Source organism: Deinococcus sp. LM3 (genome assembly GCF_002017875.1).
Classification (GTDB): Bacteria; Deinococcota; Deinococci; order Deinococcales; family Deinococcaceae; genus Deinococcus.
In genome coordinates this window covers 146,413-162,265 of record NZ_MUFV01000005.1, presented here as the reverse complement: position 1 = coordinate 162,265, position 15,853 = coordinate 146,413, and the positions used below count along the sequence as shown (strand labels likewise).

Genomic DNA, 15,853 nt, shown 5'->3' with positions numbered 1-15,853 from the left:
CTTGCCCGCGCCGTAGAGCTCGGTCGCGGCCGTGAAGCCCCGGCGCATGGTGTCTTCCGGGATGTAGCCTTTCTTGTACAGGTCCGCGTACTGCTGCACCATCCGCACGTGCTGGGGTGAGTTGAACACCGCCTTCTTGCCGTCTTTGGAGAGGATCGGCAGGCCCGCTTCCTGGAACATGTACAGGAAGCCGAGGTTGTTGATGTTGGGCACGAAGCCGTACATGCCGGTCTTGTCCTTGATCTGCTTGGCGGCGGCGATCAGGGTCTGCATGGTGCGCGGCGGATTGTTGGGGTCGAGTCCGGCTTTCCGGAACAGGTCGGTGTTGTAGGCCACGACCTTGGGTGACCAGTACCACGGCAGGCCGTAGACCTTGCCGTCCACCGTGAAGGTGTTCAGCGCGCCCTTGAAGTAGGTGTTCAGGACCGTCTGGCCCACGCCGTTCATGGTTTCAAGCGCCCCCTGCTGCTGGAGCTTCACGATCATGTCGGCGTTGAGGTTGACCACGGCGGGCGGGCGACCGGCGGCGACGGCGGCCAGCAGTTTTGCTCGATGGCGTTGGCGGGTACGTCCACCCATTTCACGTCCACGTTCGGGTTCTGCTGCTCGAACTGGGTGGCGAGGCGCTCCATCTCGTCGTTGAAGAGGGGCGCCAGCGAGATGGTCCAGAACTCCACCTGGGTCTTCTGGGCAGCGGCGGTGGAGAGGCGAGCAGGGCAGCGGTCAGCAGAATTTGTTTGCGCATGGTTGAGGGGTCCTTTCGGCGAGAGAGCTTTTGGTGAACCGTGACGAGGCGGGCGTGGCGCACGTGGCGTCCCGGTGGGCTGAATTTATGGGTTCGTCACATTCTGGCCTTCGCGGAGTGTGCCGGGAGGAAAGGCCGCAGGTTGGTGTCGGGGAGGCTGGACACTTTCGGAGCAGGTAAAGAGCAGGGTCATGACGGGTCCTCCTCTGGGCGCTAGTAGCTCTTGTCCACAACGGCAGAAGCGGTTGCCCTGACCGCTTCCTGTGCACCCGGAATCCGGGCATGGAGGCCGGTGTAGAGGGCCTCGAGCACCAGCAGCTGTCCAACCTTGCTGGCAACCGCCCCGCCGCCCAGGGGATCTTCGGGCGAGGCGGTGTGCAGGGTGCAACCGGCGTATTCGGTGACCGGGCTGCGGGCGCGGTGGGTGATGGCGACGACGAAGGCCCCACGCTCCCGGGCCTGGCGCAGCACGTGCACGGTGTCGACGGTGCTGCCCGAGCGGGTGATTCCGACTGCCACCGAGCCGGGTGGGCAGGACGGCGGCGCGCATGGACGCCAGGTGCGGATCCGTCAGGGCCGCCGCGTTCAGGCCGAGGCGCAGCAGCTTGTAGGCGAAGTCCAGGGCCGTGACCCCGCTGGCCCCTGACCAGTGAGCAGAATGCAGGGCGCCCCTGCCAGCGCGTTCAGGGCGCGCTCCAGCTCGCGGGGGTCGAGCACCTTGCTGGTATCCTCCAGCACCCGCGAGCAGGTGCGGACGGCGTGCGCGATCAGGCTTTCGGGCGTGCCGCTGGGGGCGTCCACCGGACCCTGCACGCTGGCCAGATCGGCGGCCAGGGCCAGCTTGAATTCCTGAAAGCCGGCGAAGCCCAGGTCACGGCACAGGCGCATCACGGTCGCCACTCCGGTGCCGCTCGCCTCGGCCAGCTCGGTCAACCGTCTGGTAGATCACCTCGCCGGGGTGTTCGAGTGTATAGGCCGCTGCGCGTTGCTGGGCCGGGGTCAGCAACTCTATCTGCGCCCGCAGGCGGCTGAGCGCCCCGGTGATCCGCGTCCGGTCCTCGATCATCGGGTGGCCACCTGCCCGGCAGCGTCCGCAGGGCCGCCGTGAACCAACGGGTGACGTCGTCGGGCCGGGTGATGGCGGACCCCACGACGACCGCGTGCGCGCCGAGTTCCAGGGCGCGCACGGCGTCGGCAGGAGTTTTCAGGCGCCCTTCGGCCAGGGAAGGGGATGCCGGCGGCGTGCAGTCCCTGCATCAGCTCGAAATCGGGAGCCTCCTGCTGCGGGCTGTCGGGGGTATAGCCCGACAGGGCCGTGCTCACCAGATCGGCCCCCGCGTGCAAGGCCGCGGCCGCTTCCGCCAGGGGTGGCCACGTCTGCCAGCGCCAGCGCTCCTGCCGCCTGGATGGCACCAATCAGTTCGGGAACGCTGTGTGGCCGGGGGCGCCGGGTCGCGTCGAAGGCCACCATCGCGCAGCCGAGTCCGGCCAGCTGCTCAGCCTCCGCCGGGGTCGGCGTGATGTAGACGTCGGTGTCATCGCGCCACGTCTTCGTCAGGCCGATCAGGGGCAAGGCACTCACGCTCTGCACGGCCCGCACGTCCTCGGCCGAGGCGGACGCGCAGTCCGGCGGCCCCGCCCAGTTCGGCGGCGCAGGCCAGGGCGGCGATGATGCGCGAATCCCGCAGCGGGCTGCCGTCATCGGCCTGCACCGACACGATGAGTTGCGAGTGCAGCCGGTCGAGCACACTCCGGGCAAGGCGGGGATGAATCACGGAGACTCCTTTGGCGAGGCGGGCGAACTGGATGGCCGCGCGGTGAGCGAGCAGCGCGGTTGGAGAAAAATTCCAGGATTGACTGTGAAGTTGGAATAAGACTACTCTTGGAGCAAACCGCTGTCAATCAATGCCCAAACTGGAACTTTGTTCCAAAGGAGACCCATGCCCGAACATGCTCCCCAGGCCGGCCCGCTGCTGATGGTCGATATTCCTGGCCCCGACCTCGACGCCGACACCCGCGAACATCTGCGCCGCCACCGGATCCGGGCGGTCTGCCTGTTTCGCAAGAACGTCGAGAGCGAGCCGCAGCTCGCCCGGCTGGTGGCGGACCTGCGCGACGTGATGGGTGCTGGAGCGCTGATCGCCATCGACCAGGAGGGCGGCGGCGTCTTCCGCACGCCGTTCTGGCCGGCCGCCCCCAGCGCCCTGAGCCTGGGGGCGGCCGGCGACCCCACCCTGGCCCGCGAGGTCGGCGCGGCGGTTGCGCGACCCCTGGCCGCCGTGGGAATCAACTGGAACTTCGCGCCGGTACTGGACCTCAACGTGAATCCGCACAACCCCGTCATTGGGGACCGCGCCTTCGGGTCGGACCCCGACCGGGTGACCGAGCTGGCCCTCGCCTGGCTGGAGGGTTCGCTCTCGGAGGGCGTGGCAGGCTGCGTCAAGCATTTCCCGGGCCACGGGGACACCGTCCTGGACAGCCACCTCGCGCTGCCCCGGGTGGCCAAGGGACGCGCCGAACTGGAGGTGGGCGAGTTCGTCCCCTTCCGCCGGGCCTTCCGGGAGGCCGAGGTGCCCGCCGTCATGACGGCACATATCGTCTACCCGGCGCTGGATCCGGACCTGCCTGCGACGCTCTCCCCCGCGCTGCTGACCGGGCTGCTACGGGACGACTGGGGCTACGGCGGCGTGGTGATCACCGACTCGATGGGAATGAAGGCTATCGACGACCACTACGGGCGCGGCGAGGCGGCCGTGCTGGCGCTGCTGGCCGGGGCCGACATGGTGATGGCCCTGGGACGGCGCTCGGCGCAGGAAGAAACCCTGCAGGCGGTGGAAGAGGCGATCGCCGCCGGACGGGTGCCGGACGTGGCAGACAAACTCGCCCGACTGGACTCGCTGGCCCGCCAGTACCCCAGCCGCTCCAGGGCGTACCTACCCCCGCAGCGGACCGCGGACGCCTCCCTGCTGGGAGACGCGTGGGCGCGCGGGCTCACGCGCTACCGCGATCCGGTCCTGCCTCCCGGGGAGCGGGCGTCACTCTGGTCGCCGTGGCCGAGGTGCCCGGCGAGAACGTGATGGAAGCGGGCGTCAGTGGTCAGGACCTTGCGCGGCGCCTAGGAGGGCTGTACGAGGTCGAGACCCTGCTCGTCACCGACCCGGCTCCCTCGACTGGCAGGCCCTGCGGGCCCGTGGACGAACCGTGATCCTGGCCACCACGGCCCGCCACCGGCACCCCGCCTGGCGCGGGGCGACGCCTGACCTTCACCTGGCGCTGTGGAATCCGTACGCGGCGCTGGACGTGAATGCGCCCGCACTGATCACCTACGGCTTTCGCCCGGAGGCCCTGGACGCCCTGCAGCGCTGTCTGGCTGGAGAGACCACCGCGGACGGTGAATTACCCGTGCCACTGGGTCAGGTGGCCCGGTGAAGGTGACTGGATGCCCCGGCGGGGGTGGGGTCGTCGGCCGCTTCCCGGCCTCCCCTCAACCACCGACGGCTTTCACCCAGGGGCACACCCGTGACCCTCCAGAAGCCGACTGACCGCCAGAAGCCCGCAGGCATCAGGCCTCCAGCAGGACACCCTCTGCGTGACTGGCGTCATCGACTGGCGGGGCACCCGGCAACGAAAGGCCCTCTCGGCACACCACCCTCACAGCAGTCCACCTCCCTGGTGGGGGCACGTCCATCCCTGGCGCGCCTGGAAAGGTCATCATGCGTAACCGACTCAGCCTGCTCGCCGCCTCCGCGCTTCTCCTGACCGCCTGCGGCCACCTCTCCTCTGCACCTCAGTCTGCCGTGCACCCGGCGGGGACGCTCGGCACGCAGTCCACCGGAGCGGAAGAACCCAGCCAAGACGCGCTTGACCTCAGTGAGGGTGCCGCGCCACTGCCGTCCATCGGAATCGACCCGGACGTCTTCGGCCCGCTCGGCACCCAGAGCGCCGCCACACCTCCCGGGCACGCCTCGGATGGCGTCTTCCTGCGTTGCCGCAACGAGATGAGCGGAGCCTATTCCCGCTTTCAGACCGATCCGGCCCGCACAGGCCCGGTGAACTTCATTGAGGGTACCGCCTTCATGCCGGACATCCGCGCGACCAATACGGTGTTTCCCTACCTGTACCTGGGGGGCCAGCCGCGCCAGGGTCGCGCCGCCGACGCCGGAATCTACGCCGTCCAGGACGGAGCGTGGATTCCCGTCATCAATGTCGAGGGCAAACAGAAGAATATTGCCCGTGAGAACGGCGAGGACGGCTTCCAGTATGTCTATCGCCTGTCGGGCAACCAGAGCGCCTCGATGCGGATGAGCATTCCCCATGACGGCGCCCTGCGTCTGGAGATTTCCGGTTCCTGGCTGAAGTTCCGCGTCACGCCGAAAGGCGTGGTACTGGTCGGGGACAGCGGCTTTGCCACCCGCGAGATCCTCCATGAGGAGGCGATCGGCTGGAAAACCGCAGGCGAGGATCAGGTGTTCAAGGTCATGACCACCATCGCCTTTCCCGGCCGGGGAGACTTCCGCCTGCTCAGCGGCAATTACGCCTTCCGGGGATCGTCGTGGCGTGAACTGGTCGTGGGTCAGCTGGAAGGGGCCTCCGGGAAGCCCTGGCGTCGTCCCCTCGCCCCGGGCATGTTGTGGAGTGCCTGCGCCCAGCCCGCCGATATCGTCACGGTGACCCCTGACAGCGCCCTGCCGAACATCCGCGCCAGCATCAAGCTGCGGGAGCGCGCCGCGCTCGCCCTGCCTTCAGGCAGCACCTTCGATCTGACGGCCCCGGTGCGGCAGACGGTCCGTTCCACCCTGGCGTTCGCCAACCAGGGCGTACCCGAGTCCTTCGTGCATTACGCGCTCACGCCGCTGGGACGTGAGCACACGGTCAAGTCCGAGAGCGGCGTTCTGGCCGTCGGGGAGCAGCACACCACGCGCCTGGACGCCGTGTGCGGCAGCCAGGCCGGAACGGAGGAACGCGCCACGAACCTGCTGTACGCCGTGGGAGAGACTTACGACGGCTCAGTACCGAGCGCGCTGCCCGGGGCGCAGAAGGGGGACCTGCTGTACCGCGCCCAGCCGGTGATCGTCAGGCTGACCTGTACGGATCCGCGCTGATACGGACTCCGATTGAATGGGCTGCAAAGCCCATTCAATCGGAGCGAAGCGAGTGGGAGCGGGGCGGGTTCCGGACGTGGAGCCGGCAATCCGGTGAAGTTCCGGAGTGTTGGCGAAACAAACGGAATCCGTATGAGATGACGCGGGGGGTGCGCCGTCCCTCTGTTGCGCCGTCCCTTCCCCACGCTCAGACCGGTTCTGCCTTCCGCCTCCCCGCTCCGACCGGGAGGCGGCCCTCACTGCGACTTGCCACAGGAGCCTGATGCCTCAGCTGTTCACCGGTTCGCTCTCTGCCCGGCCCACTGCGCCGCTCACCAGACCAAGGTGTTCCACATGTCCTTGACCCTCGCCCAGCGCCTGCAACTCCTCGAGAAGCGCCGCGACGATTTCGCCGCCTGGCGGATGGCCCGCGAGTGGCCTGTGGAGGGGTGGACTTTCACAGCACCCGGCGCTCCCCCCACGCTGCTGCGGCTCGGTGACCCCTGGCCGCAGGTGGATCAATCGGTTGCGGGCGGCCCGGTGCGGTTCGCAGCCGAATTTCAGGTGCCTGCCAGCTTCGCGGGCCGGATGGTGGAACTCGAACTCGACGTGGGCGGCGAGGGCTTCGTGCAGATCACCAGCAGCGCCCTGACACAAACGCTGACCGGCGGGCTGAACGAGTACCACCGCGCCTTCCGGGTGGCCGGGTGCGCCATGGGCGGCGAAAAGGTCCGGGTCGAGATCGAGGCGGTGCCCAAGGGACTGTTCGGCACCCCGAACCCCGCCCCGCGCCTGACCCGTGCCCACCTCGTCGCGCCCGAGGCGGCGGTCCAGGGCCTGCTGCTCGACCTCACCGCCGTGCTGGAGGCCGCGCGGGTACTGGGCGGCCTCCAGACGGGACGCAGCCCGCGCGAGGGGACGCCCGGAAACGTCCACGAGGTTGTCCCGCATCTGCTGGCCGCCGCCGAGGCCGCGCTCGCGGACCTCGAGTGGCCCTCGGGCACCTCTGGATATCTGGCCCGGATCTCCCACGGCTCGGCGGGACGCAGCCACGCAGGCGACGTGTGGGACCGCCTGCCGGACTTGCCTGCGCCCCAGCCGCTTCCCCCGGAAATCGTCGCGGGCATCGAGCGGGCGCGCGTGGCCCTGGCAGGACATCTCGACCGGGTGCGGGCGCTCTACCCTCCCAGCGGCCGCCTGGCCCTCAGCGGACACGCGCATATCGACCTTGCCTGGCTGTGGCCGGTCGCCGAGACGCGCCGCAAACTGCGCCGGACCTTCCACACCCTGCTGGAGTTGATGGACCGTTACCCGGAGTTGCTGTTCGGTCAGTCCTCCGCGCAGGTCTTCGCCTGGCTGGAAGAGGACGACCCGGCCCTTCTTCAGGCCCTGCAGGCCCGCGCACGGGAGGGCCGCTTCGAGCCGGTCGGGGGCATGTGGGTGGAACCCGACTGTCAGATGACGGGCGGAGAGTCGCTGGCGCGGCAACTGCTGTACGGTCAGCGCTACTTCAAGGCCAGATTCGGGCATGCCAGCACGGTGGCCTGGCTCCCCGACACCTTCGGCTTTACCTCGGCGCTACCGCAACTGCTCCTCCAGGCGGGCATCGGGGGCTTTTTCACCACCAAGCTCAACTGGAACGAGACGACCGTCTTTCCATACGACCTGTTCGAGTGGGAAGGCCTCGACGGCAGCCGGGTGCGGGCGCATACCTTCTACAACCCGGCGGGGCGGGCCTACAACGGTCTGGTCGAGCCGCTTGACCTGCTGGGCACCTGGCGGCAGTTTCAGGGTCAGGCCCTCCCGCTCTGGATGGGCGGGGAGGAGATCCGTGAGCCCGAGAGCCTCTTCACGTTCGGGCACGGCGACGGTGGCGGTGGCCCGGCGAGCGAGCATCTGGAGCTGTATGCCCGGCTGCGCGACTTCCCGGCGCTTCCGCGGCTGCGAATGAGCCGGGTGGACGACTTCTTTGCGTCCCTGCCCCGCGAAGGCCTGCCGGTCTGGGTGGGCGAGCTCTATCTGGAGTTCCACCGGGGCGTCCTGACCTCGCAGGCACGGCTCAAGTGGCTGAACCGCGCAGCGGAGGCCCGCCTTCTGGAAGCCGAGGCCTTCGCCAGCCTGGCCCACCTGGCGGGGCATGCCTATCCCGCCGCCGAGCTGGAGGCGATCTGGAAAAACACCCTGCTCAACCAGTTCCACGACATCCTGCCCGGCTCCAGCATCCGCGAGGTCAACGTGGTCGCCAGAGCCGAACTGGAGGAGGTCGTCACTCGCGCTGCGGGCCTCCGAGACGCGGCGGTGCGGGCACTGACGGCGGGGGAGAACCATGTGGGCCGCTGGGCCATCGCCAACTCCGCGTTGCATGACCGGCCGCTGAGTGTGCTGCTTCCCGGCGCGTCCGGTGCCGTCCATGATGCGGACGGCCAGCCGCTGCCCGCCCAGCCGGTGGAGGGCGGTCTGCTGGTCCACGCCCCGGGGCGCGACGTGTCCGCCCTGAGTCTGCTGGAACTGCGCGCCGAACCGGGCGACACCCCCCCTGTGTCCGCCCGCGTGCAGACGCGCGAGACGGCAGACGGCTGGATCCTGGGAAACACCCTGTTGGAAGTGCTGATCGGCACGGACGGCACCCTGCACCGGATCTACGACAAGCAGGAGCGGCGCGAGGTCCTGGAGGGTCGCGGCAACCGCCTGATCGCCCACTTCGACCTGCCCCGCGAGTACGACGCCTGGGACGTGGCACCCAGCATCGAGGGCGAGGGCGAGGAGATCGGCGGGGTGGAGACCCTGGAATTGATCGAGGCCGGACCTCTACGCGCTGCCTTACGGGTCACCCGGCGCTGGCGCGAATCGCGCCTCACGCAAACCTACCGCCTGCGTGCCGACTCGCGCCGGATTGAGATCCACACCCGCGCCGAGTGGCACGAGCGCCGCACACTGGTCAAGGCGGTCTTTGAACTGAAGATACGCACCCACGAAGCCTGGTTCGAGACGGCTTTCGGCGCCGTTTCCCGCCCCACCCACCGCAACTCCCCCGGCGACGCGGCGCGATTCGAGGTCGCCGGGCACCGCTGGGCCGACCTGGGGGAGAGCGGCTACGGCGTCTCTCTGCTCAACGACAGCAAATACGGGCACTCGGCGCTGGGGGGGACCCTGGCGCTGACCCTGCTGCGCGGTCCGATGTACCCCGATCCCACCGCCGACGAGGGCGAGCACGAATTCAGCTACGCGCTGTTCCCCACGTGGGGCGCTGGAACGAGGCCGGCACCGTGCGTGAGGCCTTTGACCTGAACAGCCCGCTGGTGGCGGTTCCCGCTTCTGGCCCAGTTCCGACTGGAGGCTGGGTGAGCGGTTCGGGCCTGCCGGTAGCCCTGGGTGCCCTCAAGAAGGCGGAGGAGGACGGCGCCCTGATCATGCGGCTCTACGAGCCGCATGGAGCGCGCGGGGAAGCCCGACTCGAAATCGCGGGACTGAGGGGAGCCGAATGCGTGAACTTGCTGGAGGAAGCGCCGCGGCCGCTCACCCTCACTGGTGAAACGGTCATCCTCGATCTGCGGCCCTATGAGGTCGTGACGCTGAGGTTGCATTTCTCTACAGGCAGGAATGGCCTGACCCCAAAGCGTGAACGGGACGAAGTTGAGATTCGGCCCGGGCGCGTGCAAGTTTGTCCTTCTTGAGGAGCAGGCCAAAGGCCAGTGTGGATCGCAAAAAGTGGCTCGCCCAGCGCAGTGCTGAAGTCGTCGCTCAGGGCGCAGAGTAACCCTCGCGCGGATGATTATACGGACTGCCGTCTGTTTCGCTGACAACCCGGAACATCCCCGGGTTGCCAGCTCCACGTCCGGAGGGGCGTTTCTCTCCTTCTCGCTCCGCTCCGATTGAACGGCTTGCAGAGCCGTTCAATCGGAGTCCGTATTAGGCGAACTTCTACTTGATGTGCGGCTGACGCGCTTCTCGAGCGAGGTTTGAGGCACCCCGCCTTGGAAGTGTCTGAGGAGCCATGATCACCGAGGACCGAGCGAACTGCTGGTCAATATTGCCTGCCGGATGTCCTTGCCGCCAAGGAGGGCGAGGACCATGAAGGAGAGCACCTCGACCTGACCATGGCGGAACTCCGGAAAATGCGCGGTGAAGCAGCGGGTTAGCTTGGCGGAGGAGGGGGACGCGCCATGTTCTCGCGTGTCAACTGAAATTCTTCAAGCCCCACGGGAAAGTATCGGGCACTGAGGTCAGAGGGGCATTTGGGAAATGGCGTTTTGGGGTTCCCGTGCCCACCCCGAGCTGAGACCGAAGTCTGTCCGCAGGGCTGACCGCTTGACAAGGCCGATCTGTACCCATACGCTTCGGAGCAAGCCAATACGTATTACTTCAGGAGGTTCATGATGCGCCGTCCCGCCCTGTACACTTTTCTCGCTTCGATGCTCGCCGTGGCATCTTCCGCGCAGGCGACTGAACTGCGCTTCAGCACCTGGGCCGGCGGCGATGGCCTGGCCCTCCTGCAGCAGCTTGCGCGGGAATACACAGCCAAAACCAATGTGGATGTCCGGATAGAAGTCACGCCGTTTGCGGATTACAGCCGTAAGCTGGCTGTGCAAATTGCTTCTGGTGACGCCCCCGATGTCGGATGGCTCTCTGAACGCGACGTACCGACATTTATCGCGTCTGGCAACCTTGTCAATGTGGCTTCACTGGGCAAGGTGGCTGCTTTCGGGCTTTCGGACTTCACGACGTCTTCGCTGAGTCTCTGGAAGCGTAATGGCAATCTCTACGGCCTCCCCTTCTCCAACTCGCCACTTGTGCTGTTTTATAATAAGGACCTCTTTGCACAGGCCAAGATCACGGACCCTCTGGCCCAGTACGCCCGGGGGCAGTGGGACTATGCCGCCTTCCAGAAGTCGGCACTGGCCATCAAAACCAAAACGGGCAGTTCCGGCGCACGGGTCATGCGAGTCGATCCCAAGGCCTGGGCAGGCGGACTGCTGGCCGTACTGTGGTCGCACGGTGGTGGCGTGTACGACAGCAATCAGAAGTGCAATCTGAACTCCGCCGGTAGCCTGCGCGCTTTCAACCTGATGCAGGAGATGATGTTCAAGGACGGCAGCATGCCGCGTCCCGGAGATCAGACGAGCTTCGAGGGCGGGAAGCTGGGTATGTACTACGACAACGTCAGTTACGCTGGGCAGCTGAAAGACGCCAAGTTCAAATGGGGTGTCGCCCCCCTTCCCAAGGGTCCAACGGGACGCATAAGCCAGTTGGGTCAGGCTGGGTATGTCGCGTTCAGCAAAGGTCGTAACCAGGCCGAAGCGCTTGCCTTCCTGCAGTTTCTTGCATCACGGGAAAACATGAACCGCACAGCGAAGTTCTTCCCCCCGCCCCGGCAGAGCATCCTGAAGAGCAGCGCTTATCTGGGCAGCAACCCCGCGATACCAGCTTCGATGCTGAAAACCGCACTGACCAGTCAGATTGCCTCGGCACGAGTGCTTCAGACAACCACCGACTGGCTGAAAGCCAATGATGTGATTACCAGCAGTCTGGACCGGGTGTTTCAGCCCGGCGCGGACCTCCGGTCGATCCTGGACACCACCTGCCGCACGGTTGACCGGCTGTGACGCTCGCCCGCCGTGAGGCTCGGGCGGGCCTGCTGCTCTCCCTGCCCTACGTGCTGGGCATGCTCGCGTTCATCATCGCTCCTCTGGTCGCAGTCCTGTGGATGTCCCTGACCAGCTGGTCACTGCTGGACCCACCCCGGATGAGCGGGCTGAGCAATTACATGCGTCTCGCGGATGATCTGGAGTTCCGGGGGAGCCTCACCGTGACCGCCTTCTTCACCGTGGGAATCGTGCTGCTGAACATCGGGGTGGCGCTCGCCCTGGCCAGCCTGCTGAATGTTCGCCTGCCAGGCATCGCTGCCTTCCGATCCATGGTGTTCTCCCCGGTGGTGATGCCCATTGTCGCCTGGTCTCTGATCTGGAAGTTCCTGCTCCAACCGCAGGGACCGATCAACGGTACGCTCCAGGGAATGGGTTTCGAGAATGCCAACCTGCTCCTCGCACCCCAAACGGCGCTGGGTACGGTCATTGTGATTGAAGTGCTCAAGGCAGTGGGACTGAACACGGTGATCTTCTTGAGCGCCTTACAGGGAGTGCCCCCCGAGCAGCGGGAGGCCGCTCACCTGGATGGGGCCAGCCCCTGGCAGGTCTACCGCTACATCACCCTTCCAATGATCTCCCCCACTCTCTTTCTGGTCTTTCTGGTGACCGTGATCGGTGCTTTGAAAGTCTTCACGCCTATCTGGGTTCTCACTGGGGGAGGTCCCGCCAGTGCGACCACCACCCTGATCGTGTACATGTTCAAGCAGGGCTTCACTTTTTTCGAGTTCGGCTACGCTTCCGCCCTGGCAGCCATTCTCTTCGTCGTCGTACTGCTGCTGACGCTGTTGCAGTGGCGGATGCGCCGGGCACTGGTGTTCTATGAGGAGTAACCTTCCCCCCTCGCGTACCCCCTGGTCAGTTCTGCTTTACGTATTACTGGTCATCGTCTGTCTTCCATTTGTCGCCCCGATCCTGTGGATGTTCCTCTCCAGCGTGAAGTCAGCCCAGGGGATCTTCGGTAATCCATTCGGTCTGAATCTCGATGCAGGTTTGACCAACTTCGCTCGCGTCTTCGGAGACTACCCATTTGCACGTCAGTATCTCAACAGCCTACTGACGGTCGCTATTACCGTCCCGGTTACCCTCATCCTGTCTGCGACGGCCGGGTACGCGTTCGCGCGCCTGCGCTTTCCAGGGCGGAATCTTGCCTTCGTGTTCACGCTCGCCGCAATGATGATTCCGGCTGAACTCACCGCGATCCCACAGTTCATTGCGTTCCGGGCACTTCAACTCTCCAACTCCCTTGTCCCTATCATTCTGCTGCAGGTCTTCAGTGCCACTGGTGCCCTCTGCGTCTTCCTGATGCGCCAGCACTTCATTACGCTGCCACGCGAACTCGATGAGGCTGGACGCATTGATGGGCTAGGAACGCTGGGCGTCTTCTGGTACATCACACTGCCTCTGTCCCGGCCAGCCCTGGCGACGGTCACTATTTTCGCAGTGCTGAATTCCTGGAACGATTACTTCAATCCCCTGATCTACCTGAACGACGAGGCGCGCATGACCCTGCCCCTGGCCCTGCAACGATTCACCGACCCACTGGGCGGCACGTACTGGAATCTCACACTGGCCGCCAGTGTCCTGGTGGCACTGCCCGTCCTGCTGGCCTTCCTGATGGCCCAGCGTACCTTCATTGAAAGCCTCGCGGCGAGCGGGACAAAAGGATGACCGAGCACTTCACGCCCATCCTGATCGTCGGTGGAGGCGTCGGCGGTGTGGCCGCTGCTCTTGCGGCCCTGCGCCTGGGGCACCGTGTCATTCTCACGGAGGAATCTCCCTGGATTGGAGGGCAGCTCACCAGCCAGGCCGTTCCACCAGATGAAGCAATCTGGATCGAGGACTATGGCGCCACCGCCACCTACGCCGAGTTTCGCCGCCGGATTCGGCAGCATTACCGGGAGCACGTGTACGCCACCCCACAGGCGGCAGCCGATCCCTATCTCAATCCTGGTGCAGGAAACGTCGGCCGGCTGTGCCACGAACCTCGTGTGGCCCTCCAGGTTCTGGAAAGTATGCTCGCCCCCTACCGGACGTCGCGCCAGCTGCGTCTTTGGACGGACACGGCCCCCGTTCAGGTAGAACTGGATGGAGACGTGATCCGCGCTGTCACTTTCCAGCACATCTCGGGCGTCCAGCATATCGTGCAGGCCCAGTACGTTCTGGACGCCACTGAACTGGGAGAGCTGACTGAGCTCAGCGGAGCAGAAAGCGTCATTGGTGCCGAAAGCCAAGGGGAGACCGGGGAGCCCCACGCCCTAGAGTCTGCGCAACCCCTCAACCAGCAGGCCTTTACGTGGTGTTTTGCGATGGATCACCAGGAGGGAGAAGACCACACGATTGACCGGCCAGAACATTACGATTTCTGGCGGGATTATCAGGCTCCCTTCTGGCCCGCTCCGCAACTGTCCTGGACTTACCCGCATCCGATTACCGGGACACCGATCTACCGCGATCTGTTCGGTGATCCGCGTGAGGTGGCTCACAAGGGTGACTTCTGGCACTACCGCCGTATCGTCACGAACCGACATTACACACAGGAGACGCCAGATGTCACGCTGGTGAACTGGCCGCAGAATGACTACTGGCTGGGACCTCTTGTCGGCGTCGATGCGGTAGAAAAGGCCCGTCACCTGGAAGCCGGAAAAAATTTAAGTCTTGCGCTGCTGTACTGGATGCAGACGGAAGCTCCCCGTCACGACGGAGGACAAGGTTACCCAGGCCTACGGCTCCGGGGTGACCTGACTGGCACTGAACTCACTCACGGTTTAGCCTTACGGCCATACGTCAGGGAAGCCCGTCGCATCCGGGCACTGTTCACAGTCACAGAGACGATGATCGGGGTGGAGGCCCGCGGCGCCATGCAAGGAGCAGAAGTCTTCGCAGATAGTGTGGGCGTCGGACAGTACCGCATTGATCTGCATCCCTCCACAGGTGGACGCGGGTACGTGGATGTGGCCAGCTGGCCCTTCCAGATTCCTCTGGGCGCCCTGATCCCTGTCCGCGTCAACAACCTGATTGCTGCCGGCAAGACGTTAGGAGTCACGCACATTACCAACGGATGCTACCGCCTGCATCCAGTGGAATGGAACGTCGGGGAAGCGGCGGGCGCACTCGCCGCCCACTGTCTGGAACGCGACCTGCCTCCTTCCGCCGTACGTGAACAGGATCTCCCCGCTTTCCAGGAACGACTGGTTCAACTGGGCTTACCACTCGCCTGGCCGGACTCCTATCGCCTGACACCGTCTCCAGGTTTTTAAATCCCATGCCTCAACGTCCCACACAGAAAGAAATCGCCCGACTCGCAGGGGTTTCCCAGACTGTCGTATCGCAAGTCCTGAACGGCCACACCACAGGCACGCGAATCAACCCGGATACGCGGGCCCGAGTCCTGCAGACCATCAAGGAATTGGGGTACGTCCCCAATGCTGCTGCCCGGAGATTGGTGGGTGGCCGCAGTTCGCTGATCGGTGTATTCACCTATGAAGCTGTCTTCCCGGGAAGTACCCGTGACTTCTACGCGCCTTTCCTGGAAGGCATTGAAGAAGAGGCGTCCCGGCAGGGCCAGGACCTCCTGCTGCATACCAGCAGCACTGGGAGCAGACGTCGATTGTCGGAGGCGAGCCGCACCCGCCTCTCCCTCACGGACGGCACCCTCCTGCTGGGTGACCCTGGCGAGCAGGAACGCCAGGATCTGGTTGAAGCGCTCCGCGGCGGCCACCCGCTGGTGTTCGTCGGTCGACGCGAACTGCCAGGCGCAGATCTTCCACACGTGACAGCAAATTACACGGAAGCGACCCAGGAAATGACTCAGCGCTTTTTGAGCCTGGGACATCGGCAGCTGATGTACTTAGGGCGACAGGAGCGTACCGAATCGGCTGCTGATCGCGAACAGGGGTTCCGGGCCGTAGCTGGAAGCGCGGCGCCGGTCTTGCGTCTTCTGCCGGAACAAGTGAATGACGCATTTCTACGCGAGGTGCTTACCCAGGGCGTGACGGGATTTCTGGTAGAGAACGACGCCCTGATGCGCGCCCTGGATGCCACAGCAATGCAGGGAGGATTCCGCTCCCCTGATGACTTCTCCAGTGCCGTACTGGGCGATGCGATCACTGGCCAACCGGATGATCCGCACTGGACCCGCCTGCGTGTTCCCCGCGTAGAGATGGGGCGCGGCGCCGTCGAAGTGCTGTTGCGTCTATTGGGAAACGACCCTGTACAGAACGCCATATTTCGCTGCGCGATCCACGAAGGGATCAGCCTGGGACCTGCCCCGCGTGTCATATGACTGCTCTTTTGCCAGGAAGTCCGTGGAACGGCGTGGAGGTGGCTCGGAAGCCATAGCCGATGAGGTCGTCTGGAAAAAGATCGAACCTGACTGAACGATT

The 15,853-nt window shown here is 65.4% G+C and carries 17 protein-coding genes; 10 read left to right on the top strand and 7 right to left on the bottom strand.

Annotated elements, in window-relative coordinates; all coding sequences use genetic code 11:
• The 7 genes from BXU09_RS18980 to BXU09_RS21755 form a co-directional block, all read right to left on the bottom strand.
• Positions 1–507, bottom strand: a 507-nt coding sequence (locus BXU09_RS18980; RefSeq protein ID WP_240501522.1) for an extracellular solute-binding protein, incomplete at its 3' end; no start/stop codon positions are given.
• A complete protein-coding gene (locus tag BXU09_RS21760) occupies positions 483–677 on the bottom strand; it encodes a hypothetical protein (RefSeq protein WP_240501520.1) in 195 nt (64 codons plus the stop codon). The genes BXU09_RS18980 and BXU09_RS21760, both read right to left, overlap by 25 nt.
• Before the next feature lie 281 nt (positions 678–958).
• Positions 959–1,222: an SIS domain-containing protein gene (locus BXU09_RS18975; protein ID WP_240501519.1), complete on the bottom strand. Its 264-nt coding sequence runs from the start codon at positions 1,220–1,222 to the stop codon at positions 959–961.
• A 108-nt stretch (positions 1,223–1,330) separates the two neighbouring features.
• Positions 1,331–1,678 carry a MurR/RpiR family transcriptional regulator gene (locus BXU09_RS18970; protein ID WP_078305878.1) on the bottom strand — a complete coding sequence of 116 codons (348 nt, stop codon included), beginning with the start codon at positions 1,676–1,678 and terminating at the stop codon, positions 1,331–1,333.
• Positions 1,675–1,968 (bottom strand): hypothetical protein, encoded by a 294-nt coding sequence (locus BXU09_RS22050; protein WP_276205860.1) that lies wholly within the window; start codon positions 1,966–1,968, stop codon positions 1,675–1,677. The genes BXU09_RS18970 and BXU09_RS22050 overlap by 4 nt, the downstream gene beginning before the upstream one ends.
• Positions 1,950–2,327, bottom strand: coding sequence for a hypothetical protein (locus BXU09_RS22155; RefSeq protein WP_346417605.1), 378 nt, complete (start codon positions 2,325–2,327; stop codon positions 1,950–1,952). The genes BXU09_RS22050 and BXU09_RS22155 overlap by 19 nt, the downstream gene beginning before the upstream one ends.
• Entirely contained in the window at positions 2,281–2,520 is a 240-nt protein-coding gene (locus tag BXU09_RS21755) for a hypothetical protein (RefSeq protein WP_240501517.1), read from the bottom strand. The genes BXU09_RS22155 and BXU09_RS21755 overlap by 47 nt, the downstream gene beginning before the upstream one ends.
• Before the next feature lie 165 nt (positions 2,521–2,685).
• Between BXU09_RS21755 and nagZ the strand changes: the two genes are divergently transcribed.
• The 10 genes from nagZ to BXU09_RS18925 all read left to right on the top strand — a co-directional run bounded on the left by nagZ (position 2,686) and on the right by BXU09_RS18925 (position 15,753).
• Positions 2,686–3,822, top strand: a complete 1,137-nt coding sequence (nagZ, locus tag BXU09_RS18960) for a beta-N-acetylhexosaminidase (protein ID WP_346417604.1) — start codon at positions 2,686–2,688, stop codon at positions 3,820–3,822.
• Between the two features lie 124 nt (positions 3,823–3,946).
• Positions 3,947–4,174, top strand: coding sequence for a hypothetical protein (locus tag BXU09_RS22150; protein ID WP_346417603.1), 228 nt, complete (start codon positions 3,947–3,949; stop codon positions 4,172–4,174).
• A 284-nt stretch (positions 4,175–4,458) separates the two neighbouring features.
• A complete protein-coding gene (locus tag BXU09_RS18955; protein WP_144012390.1) occupies positions 4,459–5,847 on the top strand; it encodes a hypothetical protein in 1,389 nt (462 codons plus the stop codon).
• 333 nt (positions 5,848–6,180) lie between these two features.
• The gene (locus tag BXU09_RS18950; protein WP_205684190.1) at positions 6,181–9,114 is read left to right on the top strand and encodes an alpha-mannosidase; all 2,934 of its coding nucleotides are present in this window, start codon (positions 6,181–6,183) and stop codon (positions 9,112–9,114) included.
• 53 nt (positions 9,115–9,167) lie between these two features.
• A complete protein-coding gene (locus BXU09_RS21230) occupies positions 9,168–9,500 on the top strand; it encodes a glycosyl hydrolase-related protein (RefSeq protein ID WP_205684189.1) in 333 nt (110 codons plus the stop codon).
• Positions 9,501–10,199: 699 nt separating this feature from the next.
• Positions 10,200–11,429, top strand: a complete 1,230-nt coding sequence (locus BXU09_RS18945; protein WP_240501503.1) for a sugar ABC transporter substrate-binding protein — start codon at positions 10,200–10,202, stop codon at positions 11,427–11,429.
• Positions 11,426–12,301, top strand: a complete 876-nt coding sequence (locus tag BXU09_RS18940; protein WP_240501501.1) for a sugar ABC transporter permease — start codon at positions 11,426–11,428, stop codon at positions 12,299–12,301. The genes BXU09_RS18945 and BXU09_RS18940 overlap by 4 nt, the downstream gene beginning before the upstream one ends.
• A gap of 88 nt (positions 12,302–12,389) precedes the next feature.
• Entirely contained in the window at positions 12,390–13,139 is a 750-nt protein-coding gene (locus tag BXU09_RS18935; RefSeq protein WP_240501515.1) for a carbohydrate ABC transporter permease, read from the top strand.
• Positions 13,136–14,728, top strand: coding sequence for an FAD-dependent oxidoreductase (locus BXU09_RS18930; RefSeq protein ID WP_078305876.1), 1,593 nt, complete (start codon positions 13,136–13,138; stop codon positions 14,726–14,728). Before BXU09_RS18935 ends, BXU09_RS18930 begins: the two co-directional genes overlap by 4 nt.
• A 5-nt stretch (positions 14,729–14,733) precedes the next feature.
• Positions 14,734–15,753 (top strand): LacI family DNA-binding transcriptional regulator, encoded by a 1,020-nt coding sequence (locus BXU09_RS18925; protein WP_078305875.1) that lies wholly within the window; start codon positions 14,734–14,736, stop codon positions 15,751–15,753.
• Positions 15,754–15,853 lie beyond the last annotated feature (100 nt).

Bases quoted from the DNA above. Each gene is read 5' to 3' on its own strand.
- BXU09_RS18925 (WP_078305875.1), top strand. From the start codon at position 14,734: ATGCCTCAACGTCCCACACAGAAAGAAATCGCCCGACTCGCAGGGGTT.
- BXU09_RS18955 (WP_144012390.1), top strand. From the start codon at position 4,459: ATGCGTAACCGACTCAGCCTGCTCGCCGCCTCCGCGCTTCTCCTGACC.
- BXU09_RS18930 (WP_078305876.1), top strand. From the start codon at position 13,136: ATGACCGAGCACTTCACGCCCATCCTGATCGTCGGTGGAGGCGTCGGC.
- BXU09_RS18935 (WP_240501515.1), top strand. From the start codon at position 12,390: ATGTTCCTCTCCAGCGTGAAGTCAGCCCAGGGGATCTTCGGTAATCCA.
- BXU09_RS18950 (WP_205684190.1), top strand. From the start codon at position 6,181: ATGTCCTTGACCCTCGCCCAGCGCCTGCAACTCCTCGAGAAGCGCCGC.
- BXU09_RS18945 (WP_240501503.1), top strand. From the start codon at position 10,200: ATGATGCGCCGTCCCGCCCTGTACACTTTTCTCGCTTCGATGCTCGCC.
- nagZ (WP_346417604.1), top strand. From the start codon at position 2,686: ATGCCCGAACATGCTCCCCAGGCCGGCCCGCTGCTGATGGTCGATATT.